Source organism: Longimycelium tulufanense (genome assembly GCF_014645795.1).
In the GTDB taxonomy this organism is placed as follows: Bacteria; Actinomycetota; Actinomycetes; order Mycobacteriales; family Pseudonocardiaceae; genus Longimycelium; species Longimycelium tulufanense.
Genome location: NZ_BMMK01000024.1, coordinates 43,162 through 63,826, shown reverse-complemented (window position 1 = coordinate 63,826; position 20,665 = coordinate 43,162). Strand labels below are relative to the sequence as shown.

Below are 20,665 nucleotides of genomic sequence, written 5' to 3'. Positions count from 1 at the left end.
GAACGGCGTAGTCGACCTCGCTCCACCGTGACGGTCCGACTGCACAGCGGAGCAATCGCCGTTCACCGTCGGGGTACCGAACCGGACATGGTTGCCCGTCGCAGCCAAGATCACCCGGAGGGGCGTCACCCGCCAGCATCGGGCACGGTTTCGGCGCTGTCCATGCCGATCCGGTCACAGCGAGCCGCCCGGCGACCGGGCCGGTGGGCCGCCGGTGGACTGCGGGTTGCTGGCGATCAGCTGATCAGGAGGGGCTCACGGAGGCATCGGCCGTGCCGGGCCTGGCAAGCAGAGCCCCTGCGACAGGACCACGACCAAGGTGACCGGAAGAAGTCAGAAAGGCGCCGCCGTCGAGGTACAGGGTCGGCGCACAGCATCAGTGTGTTGGGAGGCCGTGGAACGGGGAGTTCGGCCTCCGGCACGGACATCTCGAAAGAGTCGAAGCCGGGACGAATCCGCCCCACCCCACCGTGCCCCAGCCCGCCTGGCAGCTCCCATTGGACAGCAATGGTTTCCGGCGGTTGATCGAGACCTCCGCCACGACCGAGCAACCCGACCCCGACCACCGCTGTCTGGACCCTGCTGGCGAACTGGCGGTGGGCTCCTGTGGTCTCAGCACGAGCTGGGCCACACGCCAGGGGCGTACCTGCTCCGCGGCCACCATCGGTACTTCGCCAACTGCGTGCACCGCTGCCCGGTCGCCCCACGGGCCCCGCCACGGCTCGACGTCCAGGCACCGACCAGCCGGCGCCCAAGCCTGGTGACCGATGGCGCTTCCGCCCGCTGACCTCCCACCCTCCTCAGGGCTGGGCGAGCGAGCCGCTGCCCCCGGGGATCCCACCGGCCCGGTTCCTGACAGCTTCTCCGATCCCCGTCAGGGCCGAGCCATGACCAGCACTCCGCAATGTCGGCCACCTGGCCGCTCTCGCACCGAATGTCTGCAACGACTCGTCGGCCGATCTCTTTGGCAACAAAGCGCTAACGGGGACATGCCAACACATACACGGTCAGCACAAGCGTCGTTTCGAGTCTCCGCTTCGTTTTCCGGAGTCTTAGTTGGCGAGTGCACGGCGGAAGCGCTCTTCCTCGACCTTCCAGTAGCCGTGCTCATTGCCGTCAATCAGGATCACCGGCACCCGATCCCCGTATTCGGCACGCAGCTCCGAGTCCGAATCGACATCCACCGCGGACCATGGGACACCCAGCTCGGCACAGATGCGGCGCACGTCCGCCTCGGCCACCTCGCAGGCGGGGCAGCTTTGCCGGGTCATGACCGTCACCTCGTGGGACACGGTGTTCACTCCTCCTTCGTCCACCGGCGCCCGAGAGCGAAACCCGGGCACGCGCACCAGAATGTCCTCGCATTATCGGCGTCGCGTGCCCGGCTGGTTCGCATCGGGCTGGGAAGTGCCGGCAAAGGAGCGAGCACCCGGCTCACTCCTCGGCGAGGGAACGCTCACACACCTGGTTCGCGCGCTGGGTTTCGCGTTCGTCTTTATTCGGCCCCGACCCGCGTGCTCCGGCGAGTGGCCGGACCCGGCTCGTCACCCGTCGAGAAGGCTCCGTCCGATCAACAGCCGCTGGATCTGGTTGGTGCCTTCGACGATCTGCAGGACCTTGGCCTCCCGCATGTAGCGCTCCACCGGGTAGTCCTCGACGTACCCCGCGCCGCCGAGGACCTGGACCATGTCGGTGGTGACTTGCATGCAGGTGTCGGTGGCGACCAGTTTCGCCATCGCCGCCTGGATGGAGTAGGGGCGGCCGGCGTCCTTGCGGCGCGCCGCCGACAGGTACAGCTGGCGGGCCGCCTCGATCCCCGCCGCGGCGTCGGCGAGCATGAACGACACGCCCTGAAACTCGCCGACGGGCCGGCCGAACGCGGTCCGCTCACCCGCGTAGTCCACCGCGATGTCCAACGCGGCCTGCGCCAGCCCGACCGCGCACGCGGCAATCCCCAACCGCCCGGCGTCCAGCGCCTCCATAGCGATGCGGAAGCCCTGGCCGGGAGCGCCGATCAGGCGGTCGGCCGATACCGGCGCCTTGTCGAACACGACCTGCGCCGTGACCGACGACTTCATGCCCATCTTCCGCTCGGCCGGTGCGGCCACCATGCCGGGTGTGCCGGCGTGCACGAGGAACGCGGAGATGCCCCGCGCGCCGGTGTCGCCGGTGCGCGCCAGCACCATGTAGAAGTCCGCGACGCCGCCGTGGGTGGTCCATGCCTTTGTGCCGCTGACCAGGTAGCTGCCGTCGGGCCGCTGTTCGGCGCGGGTGCGCAGCGCAGCCGCGTCCGACCCGCAGTGCGGCTCGGACAGGCAGTACGCGCCCAGCAGCTCGCCACCCAGCATGTCGGGCAGCCACCGCTGCTTCTGCTCGGCGGTGCCGAAGTTGGCCAGGCCGTGGCAGGACAGCGTGTGGACGCTGACGCCGAGGCCCACCGCGAGCCAGGCCCGCGCCAGCTCCTCGACCACCTGCAGGTACACCTCGTAGGGCTGGGAGGAGCCGCCGTGGGCCTCCGGGTAGGGCAGGCCGAGCAGGCCGGCCCGGCCCAGGGTGCGGAACTGCTCGCGGGGGAACTCCCCGCGCAGCTCCGCGGCGGCGGCTCGGGGCGCGAGCTCGCGGGTGGCCAGCTCGCGGGTGAGGTCCAGCAACGCTGCTGCATCGTCGGTGGGCAGCTGGCGGTCGATGACGGGCGCGCCCATACCGGCGTCCTCCATGACGTCGTCGGGTCTCGACACCCAAATAGTAGGACGCCCGACCGTTGGATCTCAGTGTTCTTGCACGAGCAAGACGACCTTCGGGGCGTGGTCCATCTCTCATTCCCGGCCCAGGTCAGCCCCGCAACGGCCGCGGACGAGCCCGCCGGGCGGGACGGGAGCGCAACCCCACTGGAGAGCAGGTGTGAACGGCGCTCGGCGCGAACGCCGCAATCCATGACCACCTGGGTGACAGTTGATGGGCCCTCGGTAACCGATCGTCGACCGAGAGTTAAGAGCCTGTCCGGGTGGCACCGGCACGATGCTCAACCGGCGCACGATCGCCTCGCCCACCGTCTCCCAACCGATATCCGCCCCCCTCGCTACCCCCCAGTAACAACCCGTATGCTGCCGTCGCGGCTCAGGGTGGCGGCGGTCACCCACGGCAGTCGAGCAAGGGAGTGCCAGATGCCCCGACCGCTGGGTTCGCCCTGCTCACGGCGTTACGCGCCAATCGCCCACGGCGCCGGCCCCGCTGGGCGCAGCACGTGGCAGGTGGCCCCGGCGCGGTGTCCCGGCCGCCTCGCTCCCCCCGCCGGTACGCGGCCCGAAGGCCCACCGGACCGCCCCGCCCACCCCCGCATCCAGCCAATGCACACGTCAGGCCCCCCTGGCCGCCCCGCGCGGCCCGCCGTGCCGTCGGCGCCCCATGGCGCCATGCGGTCGGCAACCCGCAGGTCGATGCAGCCGGTGGTCAGCGGCCTGCCGCAGACGGCCAGCGGCCCGACGCGGTCGGCGGCCCATGACCCGATGCGACCGGCCACGCGTGGCCTGCCGTGGGCGGTCCGCCCCACGTACGTCGTGCCGATCGGACGACGCCGCTCTGACGCGAACGCCTGCACCGATCCCGACGTTCGGCGCAGCCTCGGGGCCGGCCGGCCCGGTTGGGCCGTTCGGGGCAATCGAACCCCTCCCGGACTGGCCCGCACCACCCCGGACAGGGGAGGATCCCCGGCGCAATGACCCCCTCGGCCCGTCAGGACACCCCCCGAACCCCCGACCTCGACCGGCCCGTAAAGCCCGATCCGGGCCGTGCCGGCGCCGCCGTGCCCGACCAGCACGTCAGCCCGGACGTCACCCACGACGTCAGCACGGCCACCCCCACGGGCCCCGAGCAGGACGAGGCGTGGGAGCTCGTGCGCGCCGCGCAGCGCGGTGACACCTACGCCTTCGGCCGGCTTTACGACCGGTACGTGGACGTCGTCTTCCGCTACGTGTTCTTCCGCCTAGGCGACCGTAGCCTCGCCGAGGACGTCACGAGCGAGACCTTCCTGCGTGCGCTCCGCCGCATCACCTCCATCAGCTATCAGGGACGGGACGTCGGGGCGTGGTTCGTCACCATCGCCCGTAACCTCGTGCTCGACCACGTCAAGTCCAGCCGCTACCGGCTTGAGGTGCCCACGGCCGAGCTGGCCGAGCCCCGGCACCCCTCGACCGGCCCCGAGCAGGAGGTCCTCGACGAGGCCACGCACGCCGAGCTGCTCCGCTGCGTCGGCCAGCTCAACAAGGACCAGCGCGAGTGCATCGTGTTGCGGTTCATGCAGGGGCTGTCCGTCGCCGAGACGGCCCGGGTGATGGGCCGCAACGAGGGCGCGGTCAAGGCCCTGCAGCACCGGGCGGTGCGGCGGCTGGCCCAGCTCCTGCCCAAGGAGCTGCGCTGAGCGGCGGACGCCGCCGGGCGAGGGGGTGGCGGGTGCCGGCCACGGCCGGCAGACGGACTCCACGCCCCCGCGGCGTAACCCAAGTGGTCATCGAATCGTTTGTCCAGGCAGGTCAACGGGAAACGGGTACGGGACGGTGAACGGCGGTCGAAGCTCCCTGCGGGGACCCAACAGGCGAGAGCGCTTCGCCCGCGCGGTCGACGCGCTGCCCGCCTCGCTCGACGACGACGTCCCACCGACGGCCGCCAGCGGTGTGGACCGCCTCGACGACCGGCTGACCAGCGAGCTGGCCGTGGTGGCGCTGCTGCGCCGGGCCGCCGAGGAGCCCGCCGTCACCCCCAGCCCGGATGCCCGGGAGCGGATGCGTCGCCGCGTCCTCGCCGAGCTGTCCGACCGGCCGGCCACACCCAGCCCGACCCGGCGCCCCCGACCCCTCGCCGGTGGGGTGCGCCCACCGCGCCGGCCCCGTGGCGACCGCCACCCGGGCTCGGTCGCACACGGGCGGCTCGTCGTGGCGCTCGCCGCGGCCGCGTGCCTGGTGCTGTCCGTGTCCGGCATGGGCCTGCTGCTCAGCCGGGACGCACTGCCCGGTGACACGCTCTACGCGGTCAAGCGCAGTGCCGAGACGGCCTCGCTCGGCCTGGCGTTCGGCGACTCGGCCAGGGCCACGAAGCACCTGGAGTTCGCCGCCGCCCGGCTGGGCGAGATCCAGACCCTGGTGGACCGCGAGTACCGCTCGGCCGACCCGTACCTGGACGCGCTGGCCGACTTCGACGCCGACGCCGCCGCGGGTGCCCGCCTGCTCGCCGTGACCGGCAGCAACGGGGATGCCCAGCTGCTCGACACTCTCCGTGGCTGGGCCGAGCAGCAGGAGCGCCGGCTGTCCGCCACCACCGCGGCCCTGCCCCGGGACGCTGCCGCCAAGGCCGACGGCACCGCGAGGCTGCTGCAACGGGTCCGCGAGCGGGCGACCTCGCTGCTGGGCCGCACCGGCTGCACGGTCGTGACCGCGGGCGCCTCGGACGACATCGGCCCACTACCCAGTTCCGATCCCTGCGTTCCCACCTCCGTTCACCATCGCGCTTCCGACACTTCGCTGACGGGCGTTCCGCCCACGCCGACCGGTCCGGGGTCGACCACCGGGGAGGCTGAGCCACCGGTCCTTGCCGTGCCCCCGACGCCGGAGCCCGACCGGACCCGACCGGAGGAGCGCGGGCCCGACCGCACGCATCCGGCCAAGCCCGGGCTGCCACTGCCCGTGCCGGAGGTCGTCCCCTCCGGGGGCCCGCTGCAGCTCCCACCGGGTCAGCAGCGCCGGGAACCGGCGGAGGGGCACGGCCCACTGCCGTTCCCGTTGGGGAGCGTGCCGCCGGTGGCGCCCAGGCTGCCCGGGCTCGGGCACGGTCGCTGAGGCCAGCCGGCCGTTCCGCGGCCCACCACCCGGCACAGCGATCGGGTGGACGCGGATCACACTCGCTCGGCGGCCCGCCGGGAGGCTGGTGGTCACGCCTCGCCGCCACCGGCGTCGCTAGGCTGGGGACGCCCCGATGGGGATCAGTGACGTCCACCTGTAGAGCGGACCTGGAGGCGTCTGGGTGCCACGACGGCGGAAGCGTGAGGGGGCCGTGGACGGCGAGCGGCGGGCAGCCCTCGCCGGGATGGCCTCGGCCGAGGCCGCGGTCGCCGGTGCGCCCGCGGCGGAGCGGGCGGTCCTCGACGTGCCGGCGGACCTCACGGCCGCGGCGTTCTTCGATGTGGACAACACGATGATGATGGGCGCGTCGATCTTCCACTTCGCCCGCGGGCTCGCCGCGCGCAAGTTCTTCACCACCGCCGATCTGGCCGGTTTCGCCTGGCAGCAGGTGAAGTTCCGGCTCGGTGGCCGGGAGAGCCCCGACGACGTGCGGGCGAGCCGGGAGCAGGCGTTGTCCTTCGTGGCAGGCCGCCGGGTCGAGGAGCTGGTCACCCTGGGCGAGGAGATCTACGACGAGCTGATGGCCGACCGCATCTGGGAGGGCACCCGGGAGCTGGCCCAGATGCACCTGGAGGCCGGGCAGCGGGTGTGGCTGGTGACCGCCACCCCGGTGGAGCTCGCGCAGATCATCGCCCGCCGGCTCGGCCTCACCGGCGCGCTGGGTACTGTCGCCGAGAGCGTCGACGGGGTCTACACCGGACGGCTGGTGGGCGATCTCCTGCACGGCCGGGCCAAGGCGCACGCGGTCCGGGCGCTGGCCGCCAAGGAAGGGCTCGACCTGCGCCGCTGCACCGCCTATTCGGACTCGGTGAACGATGTTCCCATGCTGTCCGTGGTCGGCACGGCGGTCGCGGTCAATCCGGACGGCGGGTTGCGCGACGTCGCCCGCTCCCGCGGCTGGGAGGTGCGGGACTTCCGCACCGGCCGCAAGGCCGCCCGGATCGGGGTGCCCTCGGTGCTGGGCGCGGGCGCGCTCGCCGGGGCCGTCGCGGCCGGCCTGGCCTATCGCCGCCGGAACGCGTAACCGGCGCTTTGGGGGCGGCCGCCGCAATGCGCGTCCCAGGGCACCGGCGAGCCGCCGGATCCACGCTGGCACAACGGTTTCCGAGTTGCGGGAGAGACTCGCCTCCCGCTGATCTCCGCGATTTCGCATGCCGCCGAAGGTAAGCATCCCCCAAATCCGCCGCCAACACCCGATAGTGGAATCCACGGCGTGTCATTCAAATTTGCGGCCGAGTGTGACATCCCACGACACCGCGCTCCACAAATCCGCACACCTGATGCCACATCTCGCCACAGGAGCGCCTGCCGCATCCCCGTCCCCCGAACCTCGAGCAGCGGCGATCGGCCGTGGGACGGACGCCACCAAACATGGCAAAGCGTGCTCCGTCCCCAATGAACGGACGCACGCGCGTAGCTCCGGATGATCAGCCCTGCGGCACCTGCTGCGGGTGGTACTGCCCGGCCTGCGGCTGTGCAGCCTGCGGCCCCGTCTGGTGCGCGCCTGCCTGCTGCGGTGCGACCTGCGCCGCCTGTTGCGGGGCGGGCGGCTGGTTGGCCGGCACCACGTAGACCGCGGTCCCGTACGCCGCGACCTCGCTCATCGTGCCCGCGATCTCGTTGCAGTCGAACCGCATCGCGAGCACCGCGTTCGCACCCATCGCCACCGCCGACTGGCACAGCCTGCCGACCGCCTCGTTCCGCGACTCGGCAAGCATCTGCGTGTACTGGGTGATTTCGCCGCCGGCGAGCGCCTTGAAGCTCGCGCCCAGGTTGGAGAACATGTTGCGGCTGCGCACGGTGAGCCCGAACACCTCGCCGAAGACGTGCGCCACCCGGTACCCGGGCAGGTCGTTCATCGTCGAGACGAGGATGGGAAATGGCTGCTGCTGCGGCATCGGCTGACCCACGCGCGGAATGCTAACCCCCGTCGGAGTGACACCCGCGTGAACGGGTGAGCCCTCCGGCGCAGGTCAACCGAGGAAGGTGTTCCGCCGCTGGGTCAACAGCCGGTACAGGGTCTGTTGGATCGTCTCCCGGACCTGGTCGGTGAGGTTGAACACCAGCATCGGGTCGTCCGCCGCTCCCGGCTCGTAGTCCGCGGTCGAGACCGGCTCGCCGAACTCGATGTACCACTTCGAGGGCAACGGAACCGCGCCGAGCAGCCCGAACAGCGGGAAGAACGGGGTCACCGGGAAGTAGGGGAACCCCAGCAGCCGGGCCAGCGGCTTGATGTCGCCGATCATCGGGTAGATCTCCTCGGCCCCGACGATCGAGCACGGCACGATCGGCACACCCGTGCGCAACGCCGCGGAGACGAACCCTCCGCGACCGAATCGCTGCAGCTTGTACCGATCGCGGAACGGCTTGCCGATGCCCTTGAAGCCCTCCGGCCACACCCCTACCAGCTCGCCGGAGCTGAGCAGGCGTTCGGCATCGGGGTTGCAGGCCAGCGTGTGTCCGGCCTTGCGGGCGAGGGTGCCGATCAGCGGTAGCCGGAAAACCAGGTCGGCGCCGAGCATCCGGAGGTGCCGCCCACTCGGGTGCTCGTCGTGGAGCGCCAGCGCGGTCATCAACGCGTCCAGCGGCAGCGTGCCGGAGTGGTTGGCCACCACCAGCGCCCCGCCCTCGCTGGGCACGTTATGGATGCCGATCGTCTCGACCCGGAACCACTTCTGGTACAGCGGTCGCAACGGGGGCAGGAAAAGGTTCTCGGTCAGTTCGCGGTCGAAGCCGAACTCGTCCACCTCGTAGTCGCCGGTGGCGCGACGGCGGAGGAAGGCGAGGAGGTCGGCGAGCTGCTGCTCCCAGTCGTCGCGTTCCTCCGGCGCGGGCGCGGAGTCGATCGGGGTTGTTGTCCGGTGCTGCCCGTGCCTCGGGCGCAGCGGGATGATCTGTGCCTCCGTCACCTCGTTCTCCCTTCCGCGGCGCGTGTCAGCGGATCCGCGTGACGGCATCCAGAATCCCCCGTTCCATGGCGGTGATGTGCTCGGGACCGACGAGCGGCCGCAACGCACGCCCGTGCACGTAGTCGTCGAACGCCTGCCGCGTCGTCCAGCGCGGCGTGAAGCCGAACTCGGTCTTCAGCCGTGTGTTGTCCACCACCCGGCCGAAGTTGAGGAACCGCACCTGCTCCGGTGAGAGATCGACCAGCCGGGCGCTGCGGAAGAGCCGGCCGACCGGCTGTACCGCCATCGCCGGCACGGGCAGCGGGACCCGCCCGGCCCGGCGGATCGCCTGGGACAGCATGAGGACCCCGTCACCGCCGACGTTGTAGACGCCGGGCAGGTGGTTCAGCGTGGCTCGTTCCAGCACGGCCAGGGCGTCCTCGGAGTGCAGCAGCTGGACCCGGGCGTCGTAACCCAGCACGGTCGGCACGACGGGAAGGGCGAAGTATCGGGTCAGCAACGTGTCGATGCGCGGCCCGACGACGTTGGCGAAGCGCAGCGTGCTGACCGCGACGTCGGGCCGCCGGCGGGCGAACCCGCGGACGTAGCCCTCCACCTCCACGGCGTCCTTGGCGTAGCCGGACGACGGCAGGTCCTTGGGTCCCATGTTCTCGGTGAACATCGCGGGATCGCGGGAGCTGGCCCCGTAGACCGCGGCCGTGGACTTCACGATGAACTTGCTGACCTGCGGCGACTTCTGACACGCCGCCAGGAGCTGCATCGTGCCGATGACGTTCATCTCCTTCGTCGCCGAGCGCGGCCCGGCCGGGCTGGCGGTGACCGAGGTGTGCACCACGGTGTCGACCCCGGCACGGAGGATGATCTTGGCGATGAGGGGGTTGCGGATGTCGGCCCGGACGAACTCCGTGCGGCCCATCCGTCGCCGCAGGTCGCGGGACGGCGGCACGGTGTCGACCCCGAGCACGCGTTCGATCTCCGGGTTGGCGGCGAGCCGGGCGGCGAGGTGGCCGCCGAGGAACCGGCTCACGCCGGTGACGAGGACGATCCTGGGCGCCATGCGACTCCTGCGGACACGGGCGGTGATCACCCGTGATACTACCGGTAACGAGGGGTACCGGAAATTGCGGGAAGCGCGGACCACCCCGTCGGCGGCACGCGTTCCAGTGGGCGGACCCCAGTGGACAGCAGTCCGGTTTCCGGCTCTTGGCCGGGAGGTTGCGGGAAGGCTCCGACCACTCCGGAGGGTCGCGGGCACGGAGCTGGACGGCGGGCACACGAATGCGAGCCGTGGGAACCGTTTTCCAGCTTGTGCAAGTTCGCGAGCATGATCCTCATCTCGTCACACCGAAAGGACCATGCCGCGTAGGCGGCCGGGCGAGGTCTGCGCGGCACTGCACCGCCGACGACGTCCCAACGAACGAATCCCCCTTGTCGCGGGTGTCTCTCGGCGAACGCTGTACGAGATCGCGCGGCTCGAGCGAACCCGACTGTGGCCGGGCAGCGTTGGCACACGCCCTCACCGCATGGATGGGAGCAGTCCGCGGCTGCACCAGTTCGCGAGCCGGCGCGCTGGGGGCATGTTTGCCCCCTGTGGGTCAGTGTGGTGGGCGCAAGTCTGCTCGTGCAGCTCACCACCCGGCGACGCGCGTTGGGTATTGGACAAATCCGTTCGGTCGTTACCGAACGAATGTGCACGCGAACTCTGCGCACTGACCGCCCCAATGGACGAGGGACTCCGGGCGAGAATCTTCCCCAATCCCCTGGCAACAGGTGACCTGCGGTGGTAGGCGCGCCGGGTCTGACCACGTAGATGAGCGTGACTGGATGGTGGGGCAGCCGCGCCGATTCTTGGCGCGGGGATACGAGGCTGGAGAACACACGAGTGCTCCCTCAGTGCCGGCCTGGGCATTCCAGGCGCTGGCCGCATGTTGGGAAGCGTCTGGAGGACGCGGGACCAAGATGCGGACCGGGAGCACCTTGCGATGGGGGTCGCGGGGGAAGCCGGTCGACTGGCCCCGGGCGAACCATCCATGCGCTTTGGTCGCCAGCCAGCGAAGCCAAATGGTGTGACCAGCGGTTCCCAGCGAGCAACGCAGTGCGGCGCCCGGTCCCGGAGCCACGGCCTGGCCACAGCTCAAACCGGCCCCGACCTCCCTCCGTTGGCTTGCTGGGCCTCGAGAAAGTGTCTGGCGGATACGGTCACCATCCGCGGCGGTGTGGGCGTCGCGCCGTCGCGTGGCCAGAGATCAACCGGTCGCTCCGTCCCCGCCCCGACTCCCACGCACTCATCCGGGACCGAGAAGCGGGCGGCCGGCGACCCTCGCAAGTGGGGGTCGCCGCCCGCCCGCTCGGCTGTGCGTTGGTGCCGGGCACCAGAACACCGCCGCCTGCGCTCGAACCGCGCCGCTCGTGCGGCGCGCAAGCTCACTTCTTCAGCTTGCGCCGCTGCACCCGGGTCCTGCGGAGCAGCTTGCGGTGCTTCTTCTTGGACATGCGCTTGCGGCGCTTCTTGATGACCGAGCCCATACGCCGATCCCTCGCTTGTCGTCGGTGGTGTTGCGGTTCCTGCGCACCGGCGAGCCGCAACGGCACGCGGAACCAGGCACGAACGGCCCCCCAGACTACCGGGCGCGAATGTTGATCGACGCGGCGGGCACAGTAGGTGACCCGCCCCGACCGGAGCCGGTCGGCGCACCGGATGGGGCTCGCCAGATCAACCGGCGCTGAAGTAGGCGTTCTCCAGGTACTCGTTCACGGCCTTCTCCGGTACCCGGAACGAACGCCCCACCCGCACCGCGGGCAGCTCGCCGGAGTGCACCAGCCGGTACACGGTCATCTTGGAGACCCGCATGATGGCGGCCACCTCGGCGACCGTGAGGAACTGGACCTGGCCGAGCCGGCCCTCGTCGGCCTCCCTGTTCGACGGCATCTGTCACCGCGTCCTTCGAGCACGTGTTCGTGCCGCCGGCTTCCCCTCCGGCGGTTCGACACGCACGTGCTGGTTCGAGCGTAGCGGGACGGTTGGGACTTCTGCGACGGTCGGATACCCGTCCGGCCGGAGCAGAACACCCGCTCGGTCGCCCGCCCGCGTCTGATCATGGAAAACGCGCGGAACTGGATCGATTTACCGGCCACTGACGGCCCAGGATCGACCCGGTCGAGTGGCTTGAGGGTTAGCAGTGCTGGGCTGCTCGTCTCCGGGGCGCCTTGTCGCCCCGTGGCGATACTCGCTTCGCCCCGTCACCTCACTGTGCCGGATTGCTCGGCTCTGGGCTTCGCTGCGCGCCTTACCGGCGCGATGCTCGCTTCGCCCGTCGCCTCGCGGGTCGGCTCAGGCCAGGTGTCAGTCCACCTCATGTGCCCGGCCCAGCTCCGCCGAGCGGTCCCGGGCCGCCTCGATGGCCTCGATCAGCGCAGCCCGCACCCCGTGCCGCTCCAGCTCACGGATGGCCATGATGGTCGTGCCGGCCGGGGAGGTGACCGCCTCCCGCAGGGTGACCGGGTGCACGCCCCCGTCCCGCAGCATCGTGGCCGCCCCCACCGCGGACTGGATGATGAGGTCGGCGGCCACCGCACGCGGGATGCCGAGCAGGATGCCGGCGTCGATCATGGCCTCGACCAGGTAGAAGAAGTAGGCCGGGCCGGAGCCGGACAGCGCGGTGACCGCGTCCTGCTGGCTCTCGGGCACCCGCACCACGCGGCCGACGCTGCCCAGCAGCTCCTCCACCAGGGCGAGGTGGTGCGGCTCGGCGTGCCGTCCACCGGAAACGGCGCTCATCGCCTCGCCGATGACCATCGGGGTGTTCGGCATCACGCGCACGACCGGGGTGCCTTCCGGCAGCCGGCGCTCGAACAGCTTCGTCGGCAGGCCGGCACACAGCGACACCACCAGCGTGTCCGGCTCCACCCGAGGCGCCAGCTCGTCCAGCAGCGGTTCGATGTCCTGCGGCTTCACCGCGACCACCAGGACGTCCGCCGCCTTGACGGCGGCCGGCACGTCCACGCTGCGTACGCCGTAGCGCTTCGTCAGCTCGGCGCAGCGCTCGGGGTACCGCTCGGTGAACATCAGGTCGTCGGGGCTACGCCCGGCCTTGAGCAGCCCGGACAGCAGCGCCTCACCGATCTTGCCCGCACCCAGGACGGCGATGGTCGTCATGTCAAACAGGGTGCCACCAGCTCGACCTGTGGTCGCAGACCGGCCCCTACTCCAGATGGGCTACAGACCATACCGCCAGTGGATGCCTTCAATGCGCGTCATCCGGTTTCCTGCACTCATCAGGGCCACTCCGGAGGGGAGGGTGTCCATGGTGTTCAGAGTGGTCGGCGTGGTCGTGCTCGTCGCGGTGACGGGGGCAGCCCTGACCGGGTGTTCCGCTCTCCGCGACCGCAAGCCCTATGCCTACTCGATCACCTATGAGGTGAGCGCGAACCGCGGCGGCGGGGTTCGGCAGGTCGGTACGCCTACTCGCCCACGCCGCGCAGCGACAGTCTGCGGAGCAGTACCGAACAGGCGATTGTCCTGCCCTGGAGCAAGGACGTCGTGGTCCACGCCGGCCGGACGGCCAAGGTCACGGCGACGCCGGCCGAGAGCGCCGTCGCGACCTGTCGGGTGATCCTGGACAAGACCCTGGACCAGCCGAGACAGCTGGCGGAACGCACCTCGACCGCCCCCGGGCAGCCGGTGACCTGCGAGGAGGCCACGCCCGGCTGACCAACCTGCAGACGGCTCGGGCACGGTCGCCCGGTAGCCGGTCTCAGGCCGGCGTGAGGGCGAGCTGCCGAGCCTGGCACACCAGCCGGCCGCGGGCGTCCACCACGGTGACGTCCTCGTCGAACCAGCGCCCGTGCACCGCACGGCTACGGGCCTCCACGCGCAGCCAGCCCTGCGCCGGCCGGGCCCGGAGCAGCGCGGTGAGCTGCACGGTGGGTGACCAGCCGAGCCGGCCCAGGTTGAAGGTGACCGGCGGGGTGATGTCGCCGGCCAGCAGCGCGAACAGTGCGTCCGTACGCTCGCCGCGCGGCCGGGTCCACAGCCGCAGCACCGGGTCGCCCCGGCCATCCTCGCCCAGGAACGCCGCGGTCGTCGGATCCAACCGCACCTCGCAGCCCCTGGCCAGGCGGAACGCCTCGCCCATCCCCGATGAGCCGACATCCAGCGCCCGCGCCGGGGGCTCGACGGGCATGTCCGGCAGGTCGGCCCAGGCCGGTTCGGTGGTTGGCAGGGCGCCAGCGGTGACGGTCGCCTCCACACAGGCCCGGCCCCGCTGCTCCAGCACCGCGTGGACCACGCTGGCGGTGCGCCCGGCCTTGCGGACGTCGGTGCGCAGCAGCACCGGCCCCAGCTCCGGTGAGTGGAGGAAGTGGGCGCTGACGGTCAGCGGGTCGGACGGTTCACCACCGTCGGTGTCCACGGCCGCCAGCGCGGCGCGGCTCAGCAGCACGAGTAGGTACCCGCCGTGTGGGCGGCCCCCGATCGTCCACACCGACGACAGGTCGGCGGTGAAGCCACCGTCCCCGATCGGCCGGACCGCGGACGCGGCGGAGAAGGGCACCACGGCGAGCCCCGGACGGGCGGGCGGCCGAATGGTCACGACTTGCTGACCAGCGACCGCAGGAAGAACGCGGTGTTGGCGGGCCGCTCGGCCATCCGCCGCATCAGGTAGCCGTACCACTCCTCGCCGTAGGGGATGTAGACGCGCACGGTTTCCCCGCTGCCGGCGAGCCGGCGCTGCTCGTCGGGCCGAACCCCGTAGAGCATCTGGTACTCGTAGCTGCCCGGCTTGCGCCCGTACCATCGCGCACGCTCGCCGATGATCTCGATCAGGCGCGGGTCGTGCGTGGCGAACATCGGGTAGCCCTCGCCGGACAGTAGGGCGTTGGCGCAGCGGACGTAGCTCAGGTCGACGTCGTGCTGGTCGATGTAGGCCACCGACTCCGGCTCGTTGTAGGCGCCCTTGCACAGCCGGATACGGGAACCCTCACCGGACAGCGCGGTGGCGTCGTCGAGGGTGCGGTGCAGGTACGACTGCAGCACCCCGCCGACCCACGGCCAGCTGCGGCGCAGCTCGCGCAGGGTGCCCAGGGTGGAGTCGGTGGTGGTGTGGTCCTCCATGTCCAGCGTCACCGTGGTCCCGGCCTGCTCGGCGGCGGCGCAGATGCGCGAGGCGTTCTCCAGCGCCAGCCGCTCGTCCAGCGCCTGTCCGACGGCGGAGAGCTTGACGCTCACCTCGGCCCGGTCCGCCAGGCCGTCGGAGTGCAGCTTGTCCAGCAGCTCCAGGTACGCCTGGACGGTCCGCTCGGCCTGGTCGCGGTCGGTGGTGTCCTCGCCCAGGTAGTCCAGCGTCACCGAGAGACCGGACTCGACCAGTCCCCTGGTCGCGTGAACGGCGTCCTGGGTGGTCTCACCGGCGACGAAGCGACGCACCACGTCCCGGCTCACCGGTGCGGTCGCCACCAGGTGCCGAATGGTGTCGTTGCCTGCCGCGGCAAGGATGAGCGTGCGGAGCGGATTCACGGCCGGAACTGTACGTGCCCCGCACCGGCCACCGCTCACCCGGCCGCGTGGATCACACCGGATTCGGTGTCCCATCTGCTCGCGCTCCGTACTCGAACTGGGCAATGCGACCATCCGGACCCGCCCACCGGGTACGGATTGCCCAGTCGGGGTCAGGTGCGGTGCAGGTGGAGGCGGGCAAACGCCAGCGCCTCGCGCAACTGTTGTGCGCGCTCACTGCGGTCGCGCGCCTTCCGGGTGTTGATCTCCAGCACCACCGATCCGGCGAAGTCGCCGGCGGCCAGGTCCTCGCACAGCCGTGCGCACGGCTGCTTCCCGCGTCCGGGAACCAGGTGCTCATCGACCGGGGCACCGGTGCCGTCGGCGAGATGGACGTGGGCGAGCCCGCCGCCCATCCGCTTGGCCAGCTCCAGGACGTCCATGTGCGCGGCTGCGCAGTGGGAGACGTCCAGGGTGTAGTTGGCGTAGCCGACGTCGGTGGGGTCGGGTGAGGGACGGAAGCCGGAGACCCGCACTGCACGGCGTCGGCCCAGCGGGCGGAGCGGGAACATGTTCTCCACTGCCACCCGCACCTCGCTGTCGTGTTCCAGTTGGTCGACCAGGCGGGGGAAGTTGTCGGCGTAGCGCCGCTGCCAGCGGAAGGGCGGGTGCACGACGACCGTGGAAGCGCGCAGGTCCTTTGCCGCGGCAACCGCTTTCCGCAACCGCGTCTCCGGATCCGGTGACCACACCCGCTGGGTGATCAGCAGGCACGGTGCGTGCACGGCTAGCACGGGGATGCCATAGCGCTCCGCCAACCGATCCACCGCCCGCACGTCCTGGCTCACCGGGTCAGCCCACACCATCAGCTCGATGCCGTCGTAGCCCAGCTCAGCGGCCAGTGCGAAGGCTGCTCCCACCGGCTGCGGCCACACCGAAGCGCTGGACAGGCCGATCGGAATGGGTTGTCGCATCGTGGGTTCCGGCCCTCACTCACCGGGCGACGAGCAGGAGAGCCGCGGGGGACATGGTGACGACCAGGCCGACGAGCACCGCGAGCAGGGTCGTCTGCAGGTCGTCCGCCTTGCGGAGCACCCGGACCACGAGCACCAGGCCGAGCGTCACCAGCAATGCGACGACCAGTGCGACCGGCGCCTGCCACTTCCAGAGCCACTGGAAGGCCCACCACAGCGCGCCACCGCCGATCAGGCCGACACCGAGCTGGGCGACCATGACCAGCCACTCCTTGGCCGGTGACCGTTCGGCCTCCTCGGCCTCGTCCGGCTCGGCGATCTCGTCGGCATCGTCCAGCCCGGCCGGGGGCGCGGCGGCGTCCACCGCCTCGGTCCCGCCGGGCTCGGAGTCCTCGTCGTCGAAGTCGTCGGGGTACCAACGCTCGGTGCCCGGTCCGGTCAGTTCGGGTCGCTTCGGTGGCTCGGCAGCGGCCGGTTCGGCCACCCGGGGCAGCTGTTCGGTCAACCCCTCGGCCGTGTCCGGGGCGGGCGGTGCCATACCCGGCCGGGTCAACGGACCCGCCGGCGGTACGGGTATCCGGCTGGCGGTCGGCGGTTGCGGGTGGGCCGGCTCCTCGGGGTAAACCCGGACCGGCGGCACCTGGGTGGTGTCGGCCAGGACGTCCGCGCCGGCCAGGGTCGGCTGCAGGTCGGGAGCACCGGGCCGCACCGGTGGCACCGGCACGGTGTGGTCGACGTCGGCCGGTGCCGGCGGGAAGCTCGCCCCGGGCGGGGGTGCCGGTCGCGGCGCCGACTTGGCCGTGGGCTTGGGCTTGGCCAACGGCTTCGGTGGAGCGGGCGGCGGAGGTGGCGACTGCGGCGGGGCCTGCGCGGCCGCGGGCCCCGGGGCCTGGGGGGCCGCGGCCTCCGGCTCGGGCTCCGGCGCCCGCAGCCGACGCCGGGACGGGGTGTCGTAACGCGGGTAGGAGCGGGGCTCGGCGTCCTCGGGACCGTCGTCGGTGATCGCACGCATCCGGCCGCTCTCGGAGAGCACCCGGCCGATGATCGCGTGCGGTGCGGTCTCGTTCGGCTCGTCGTCTTCCTCCCGGCGACGTCGCCGGCGGGGTGTGCCGCCGGCGCCGGAACGCCCGTACTGCGCGAGCAGCTCCGCGACCGTGCGCTGCGACCGGTCCTCCGGTCCGCTCTCCCGAGTCATCGGCTCCACCGTGCCCCGTGCCGGCTCGTCCGTCCAGTACCGATCTCGGGCTCCACCGCCGCCCAGCCGCGGGCCGCGGCCGCCGGGCCCGTCCCGTTGGTGTGGTCCAGCCGGCGCAGGATCACGCCCTCGCGCAGCGCCCAGGGGCAGATCTCTAGCTCGGTCAGCGACAACGCGCGCATGGTGGCCTCGGCGACCAGGGCACCGGCGACGAGCTGGTGCGCCCGGCTGGCACTCACCCCTTCCAGCTCGGCCAGGTCCGCGGCCGACATCCGGGAGATGAACGCGATCAGCTGACGCAGCCCGGCGTCGGTGAGCACCCGCCGCACCCGCGGCCCGGACGAGGACGGCGCCGCCCCGGAGAGCCGGGCCAGCGTGCGGAACGTCTTGGAGGTGGCGACCATCCGGTCCGGCTGGCCGGCGCGCCGGAGGTCGCGGGCGACCGGGGCGAGCTGGCCGTCCAGCCAGTCGCGCAACGCGGTCACCTCGCGCTGGCTCGGCGGGTCCTTGCGGAACCGGGTCCGGGTGAGCCGGGCCGCCCCGAAGGGCACCGAGACCGCCAGGTCCGGGTCCTCGTCGATGCCGATCGCCAGCTCCAGCGAGCCGCCACCGATGTCGACCACCAGCAGGTGCCCGGCGGACCAGCCGTACCAGCGGCGGGCGGCCAGGAAGGTGTAGCGGGCCTCGTCCTCGCCAGTGAGCACCCGCAAGTCGACGCCGGTCTCGGCGCGCACCCGCTCCAGTACCTCGTTGGCGTTGCCGGCCTCGCGTACGGCCGAGGTGGCCAGCGCCAGCAGGTCCTCGCAGCCGTGCTCCTCGGCGGAGTCGCGGGCCGCGTTGACCGCGCGGACCAGCTTGTCCGCGCCGGCCGTGGTGAGCTGGCCCGCGGAATCCAGCTGCTCGGCGAGCCGCAACACCGACTTCTCTGAGCTCATCGGCGTGGGGTGGGCACCACGATGCGCGTCCACCACCAGTAGGTGGACGGTATTCGAGCCCACGTCGAGCACCCCGAGGCGCACGGACCGAACGTTACCGGGCCGTATCCTGCCTCCGGTCCCGACATCGCCTAACCGGTGCCGGGTGTCACACGCCACCGCAACGGCGGGGGGTGTCCTCAGGACTCGAACTTGTAGCCGAGACCACGCACCGTCACCAGGTGGCGGGGGGCGGAGGGGTCCGGTTCGATCTTGGACCGCAGCCGCTTGACGTGCACGTCGAGGGTCTTGGTGTCGCCCACGTAGTCGGCGCCCCAGACGCGGTCGATGAGCTGGCCACGGGTGAGCACCCGACCGACGTTGCGCAGCAGGTACTCCAGCAGGTCGAACTCCTTGAGCGGGAGGCTGACCTCGCGGCCCTGCACGGTCACCACGTGCCGCTCCACGTCCATCCGGACCGGGCCGGCCTCCAGCACCTGCGGTAGCAGGTCCTCGGACTCGCCGCCACGGCGCAGCACGGCGCGGATGCGGGCGACCAGCTCGCGCGCCGAGTAGGGCTTGGTGACGTAGTCGTCGGCGCCCAGCTCCAGGCCGACCACCTTGTCGATCTCACTGTCCCGCGCGGTCACCATGATCACCGGGACGGCCGAGCGCTGGCGCAGCTGCTTGCACACGTCCGTGCCGCTCATCCCGGGCAGCATCAGGTCGAGCAGCACGATGTCCGCGCCGTTGCGGTCGAACTCCTCCAGCGCCTCCTGGCCGGTGGTGGCGATCGCCGTGGTGAACCCCTCCTTACGGAGCAGGAACGCCAGCGGGTCGGCGAAGGACTCCTCGTCCTCCACGATCAACACCCTGGTCACAGCACTCCTCCATGGTCGACGCTGCTGGTGTCCGCCCGGCGGTCGCCCGACGGCACGAGTGATGCGGGGGCCGGCGTGCCCGGCTCACCGCCGTCCTGCGCGCCCGGGCCGACGTGGGCCGGGATGCGCAGGGTGAACGTGGAGCCGGTGCCGGGCCGGCTCCACAACCGCACCTCACCGCCGTGGTTCGCGGCGACGTGCTTGACGATGGCCAGGCCGAGGCCGGTTCCCCCGGTGGCGCGGGAGCGGGCCGGGTCGACCCGGAAGAAGCGCTCGAAGACGCGCTCCTGGTGCTCGGGCTCGATGCCGATGCCGCGGTCGGTGACGGCGATCTCGACGAACCCGTTGGAGAGGCGGCGGCTGACCGACACCGGGCTGCCCGGCGGCGAGTAGGCGATGGCGTTGTCCACGAGGTTGCTCAGCGCGGTGACGAGCAGGGTGCGGTCGCCGTCCAGGGTCAGCCCGCTCGGGTCGTCGACGGTGATCTCGATGCCGGCGGACTCGGCCGCCAGCCGGCAGCGGGCCAACGCCTCCTTGACCACCTCGTCCACCGGCACGGTGGCCAGCTCGGGCAGCCGCTCGGCGCCCTGCAGCCGCGACAACGCGATCAGCTCGGTGACCAGCGAGCCCAGCCGGGTCGCCTCGTGCAGGATCTTGCCGCCGAAGCGGTGCACCTCGTCGGGGTCCTCGGCGGCGTCCAGCACGGCCTCGGCGAGCAGCGCGAGCGCGCCGACCGGGGTTTTGAGCTCGTGGCTGACGTTGGCCACGAAGTCGCGCCGGGTGGCCTCCAGCCGCACGGCGTCGGACTCGTCGGCGGCGTCGATCACGGTGAAGCCGTCGCCCAGCGGTCGTACCTCGGCGAGCACCGCGGCGGGACCGCGCCCGGACAGGGCGCCCCGCTCCAGTGGCGAGAGGTCGACCTGCACCACGTCGCCGGTCTCCAAAACCTGCTCGGCGGCCTTGATCGCACGGGCGTCGGCCCGGTTCGAGCGAACCACGCCCAGCTCGGCGGCGCGCGGGTTGTGCAGCACAACGTCGCCGAACCGGCTGAGCACCGCCACCCCGTTGTGCGAGGAGTGCACGACGCGCTGGACGAGTTCGGCGACGGTCACCCCGGCCGGGCGGCGGGACCGTCGGGCGGCCCGGTAGCTGCCGAGCAGGAGACCGGTGGACAGACCAACCAGCACCGCGACGAGGGCGCCGATGGTCAGGGCGAGATAGCCCGATGCGGTCACGGCCGCATGGTAAGCAGGCCAGACCCGCCTCGGCCTAGTCCCGCGCGGGCATCCGTGACGGCAACGACATCGCGATCACCTGCTGTTTCGACCCGGGTCACGCGCCGTTCACCCACGCGCGCAGGAGGGGAGACCGGCCGCGCGCAACCGCCGAAAGCGCGTCCGGAGGACGG

Annotated in this window: 19 protein-coding genes; 4 read left to right on the top strand and 15 right to left on the bottom strand. The window is 71.7% G+C overall.

Features of this window, described 5'->3' with window-relative positions:
- Window positions 1-1,052 precede the first annotated feature (1,052 nt).
- Window positions 1,053-1,292, bottom strand: a complete 240-nt coding sequence (locus IEY55_RS22030; RefSeq protein ID WP_189060463.1) for a glutaredoxin family protein — start codon at window positions 1,290-1,292, stop codon at window positions 1,053-1,055.
- A gap of 252 nt (window positions 1,293-1,544) precedes the next feature.
- A complete protein-coding gene (locus IEY55_RS22025) occupies window positions 1,545-2,702 on the bottom strand; it encodes an acyl-CoA dehydrogenase family protein (protein WP_189060462.1) in 1,158 nt (385 codons plus the stop codon).
- Between the two features lie 1,013 nt (window positions 2,703-3,715).
- Between IEY55_RS22025 and IEY55_RS22020 the strand changes: the two genes are divergently transcribed.
- The 3 genes from IEY55_RS22020 to IEY55_RS22010 all read left to right on the top strand — a co-directional run bounded on the left by IEY55_RS22020 (window position 3,716) and on the right by IEY55_RS22010 (window position 6,915).
- Window positions 3,716-4,417 carry a sigma-70 family RNA polymerase sigma factor gene (locus IEY55_RS22020; RefSeq protein ID WP_189060420.1) on the top strand — a complete coding sequence of 234 codons (702 nt, stop codon included), beginning with the start codon at window positions 3,716-3,718 and terminating at the stop codon, window positions 4,415-4,417.
- A gap of 136 nt (window positions 4,418-4,553) precedes the next feature.
- Window positions 4,554-5,828 (top strand): DUF5667 domain-containing protein, encoded by a 1,275-nt coding sequence (locus IEY55_RS22015; protein WP_189060419.1) that lies wholly within the window; start codon window positions 4,554-4,556, stop codon window positions 5,826-5,828.
- 247 nt (window positions 5,829-6,075) lie between these two features.
- A complete protein-coding gene (locus IEY55_RS22010) occupies window positions 6,076-6,915 on the top strand; it encodes an HAD family hydrolase (RefSeq protein WP_189060461.1) in 840 nt (279 codons plus the stop codon).
- Window positions 6,916-7,318: 403 nt separating this feature from the next.
- On the opposite strand, the gene IEY55_RS22005 is transcribed toward IEY55_RS22010, so the two are convergent.
- The 6 genes from IEY55_RS22005 to proC all read right to left on the bottom strand — a co-directional run bounded on the left by IEY55_RS22005 (window position 7,319) and on the right by proC (window position 12,956).
- Window positions 7,319-7,801: a YbjQ family protein gene (locus tag IEY55_RS22005; protein ID WP_229686628.1), complete on the bottom strand. Its 483-nt coding sequence runs from the start codon at window positions 7,799-7,801 to the stop codon at window positions 7,319-7,321.
- Between the two features lie 63 nt (window positions 7,802-7,864).
- Window positions 7,865-8,800, bottom strand: coding sequence for a lysophospholipid acyltransferase family protein (locus IEY55_RS22000; protein WP_373290045.1), 936 nt, complete (start codon window positions 8,798-8,800; stop codon window positions 7,865-7,867).
- A gap of 25 nt (window positions 8,801-8,825) precedes the next feature.
- A complete protein-coding gene (locus IEY55_RS21995) occupies window positions 8,826-9,857 on the bottom strand; it encodes an NAD-dependent epimerase/dehydratase family protein (protein WP_189060417.1) in 1,032 nt (343 codons plus the stop codon).
- A gap of 1,367 nt (window positions 9,858-11,224) precedes the next feature.
- Window positions 11,225-11,326: a 30S ribosomal protein bS22 gene (locus tag IEY55_RS21990; protein ID WP_189060416.1), complete on the bottom strand. Its 102-nt coding sequence runs from the start codon at window positions 11,324-11,326 to the stop codon at window positions 11,225-11,227.
- Between the two features lie 187 nt (window positions 11,327-11,513).
- Window positions 11,514-11,729 (bottom strand): helix-turn-helix domain-containing protein, encoded by a 216-nt coding sequence (locus IEY55_RS21985; RefSeq protein WP_189060415.1) that lies wholly within the window; start codon window positions 11,727-11,729, stop codon window positions 11,514-11,516.
- 414 nt (window positions 11,730-12,143) lie between these two features.
- Complete coding sequence (gene proC / locus IEY55_RS21980; RefSeq protein WP_189060414.1) at window positions 12,144-12,956, bottom strand: pyrroline-5-carboxylate reductase; 813 nt, start codon at window positions 12,954-12,956, stop codon at window positions 12,144-12,146.
- Between the two features lie 384 nt (window positions 12,957-13,340).
- Between proC and IEY55_RS21975 the strand changes: the two genes are divergently transcribed.
- Complete coding sequence (locus IEY55_RS21975) at window positions 13,341-13,511, top strand: hypothetical protein (protein ID WP_189060413.1); 171 nt, start codon at window positions 13,341-13,343, stop codon at window positions 13,509-13,511.
- A gap of 43 nt (window positions 13,512-13,554) precedes the next feature.
- Here IEY55_RS21975 and IEY55_RS21970 read toward each other — a convergent pair whose 3' ends face one another.
- From IEY55_RS21970 to IEY55_RS21940, 7 genes are all read right to left on the bottom strand, one after another.
- Window positions 13,555-14,385 carry a thioesterase family protein gene (locus IEY55_RS21970; RefSeq protein ID WP_229686635.1) on the bottom strand — a complete coding sequence of 277 codons (831 nt, stop codon included), beginning with the start codon at window positions 14,383-14,385 and terminating at the stop codon, window positions 13,555-13,557.
- 2 nt (window positions 14,386-14,387) lie between these two features.
- Window positions 14,388-15,314: a proline dehydrogenase family protein gene (locus IEY55_RS21965; RefSeq protein WP_189060412.1), complete on the bottom strand. Its 927-nt coding sequence runs from the start codon at window positions 15,312-15,314 to the stop codon at window positions 14,388-14,390.
- Between the two features lie 152 nt (window positions 15,315-15,466).
- A complete protein-coding gene (locus tag IEY55_RS21960; RefSeq protein WP_189060411.1) occupies window positions 15,467-16,267 on the bottom strand; it encodes a sugar phosphate isomerase/epimerase family protein in 801 nt (266 codons plus the stop codon).
- 19 nt (window positions 16,268-16,286) lie between these two features.
- The gene (locus tag IEY55_RS21955) at window positions 16,287-17,462 is read right to left on the bottom strand and encodes an Rv0497 family membrane protein (RefSeq protein ID WP_189060410.1); all 1,176 of its coding nucleotides are present in this window, start codon (window positions 17,460-17,462) and stop codon (window positions 16,287-16,289) included.
- A complete protein-coding gene (locus IEY55_RS21950) occupies window positions 17,459-18,481 on the bottom strand; it encodes a Ppx/GppA phosphatase family protein (protein ID WP_189060409.1) in 1,023 nt (340 codons plus the stop codon). Before IEY55_RS21950 ends, IEY55_RS21955 begins: the two co-directional genes overlap by 4 nt.
- A 95-nt stretch (window positions 18,482-18,576) precedes the next feature.
- Window positions 18,577-19,257 carry a response regulator gene (locus IEY55_RS21945; protein WP_189060408.1) on the bottom strand — a complete coding sequence of 227 codons (681 nt, stop codon included), beginning with the start codon at window positions 19,255-19,257 and terminating at the stop codon, window positions 18,577-18,579.
- Window positions 19,254-20,492, bottom strand: coding sequence for a sensor histidine kinase (locus tag IEY55_RS21940; RefSeq protein ID WP_189060407.1), 1,239 nt, complete (start codon window positions 20,490-20,492; stop codon window positions 19,254-19,256). Before IEY55_RS21940 ends, IEY55_RS21945 begins: the two co-directional genes overlap by 4 nt.
- Window positions 20,493-20,665 lie beyond the last annotated feature (173 nt).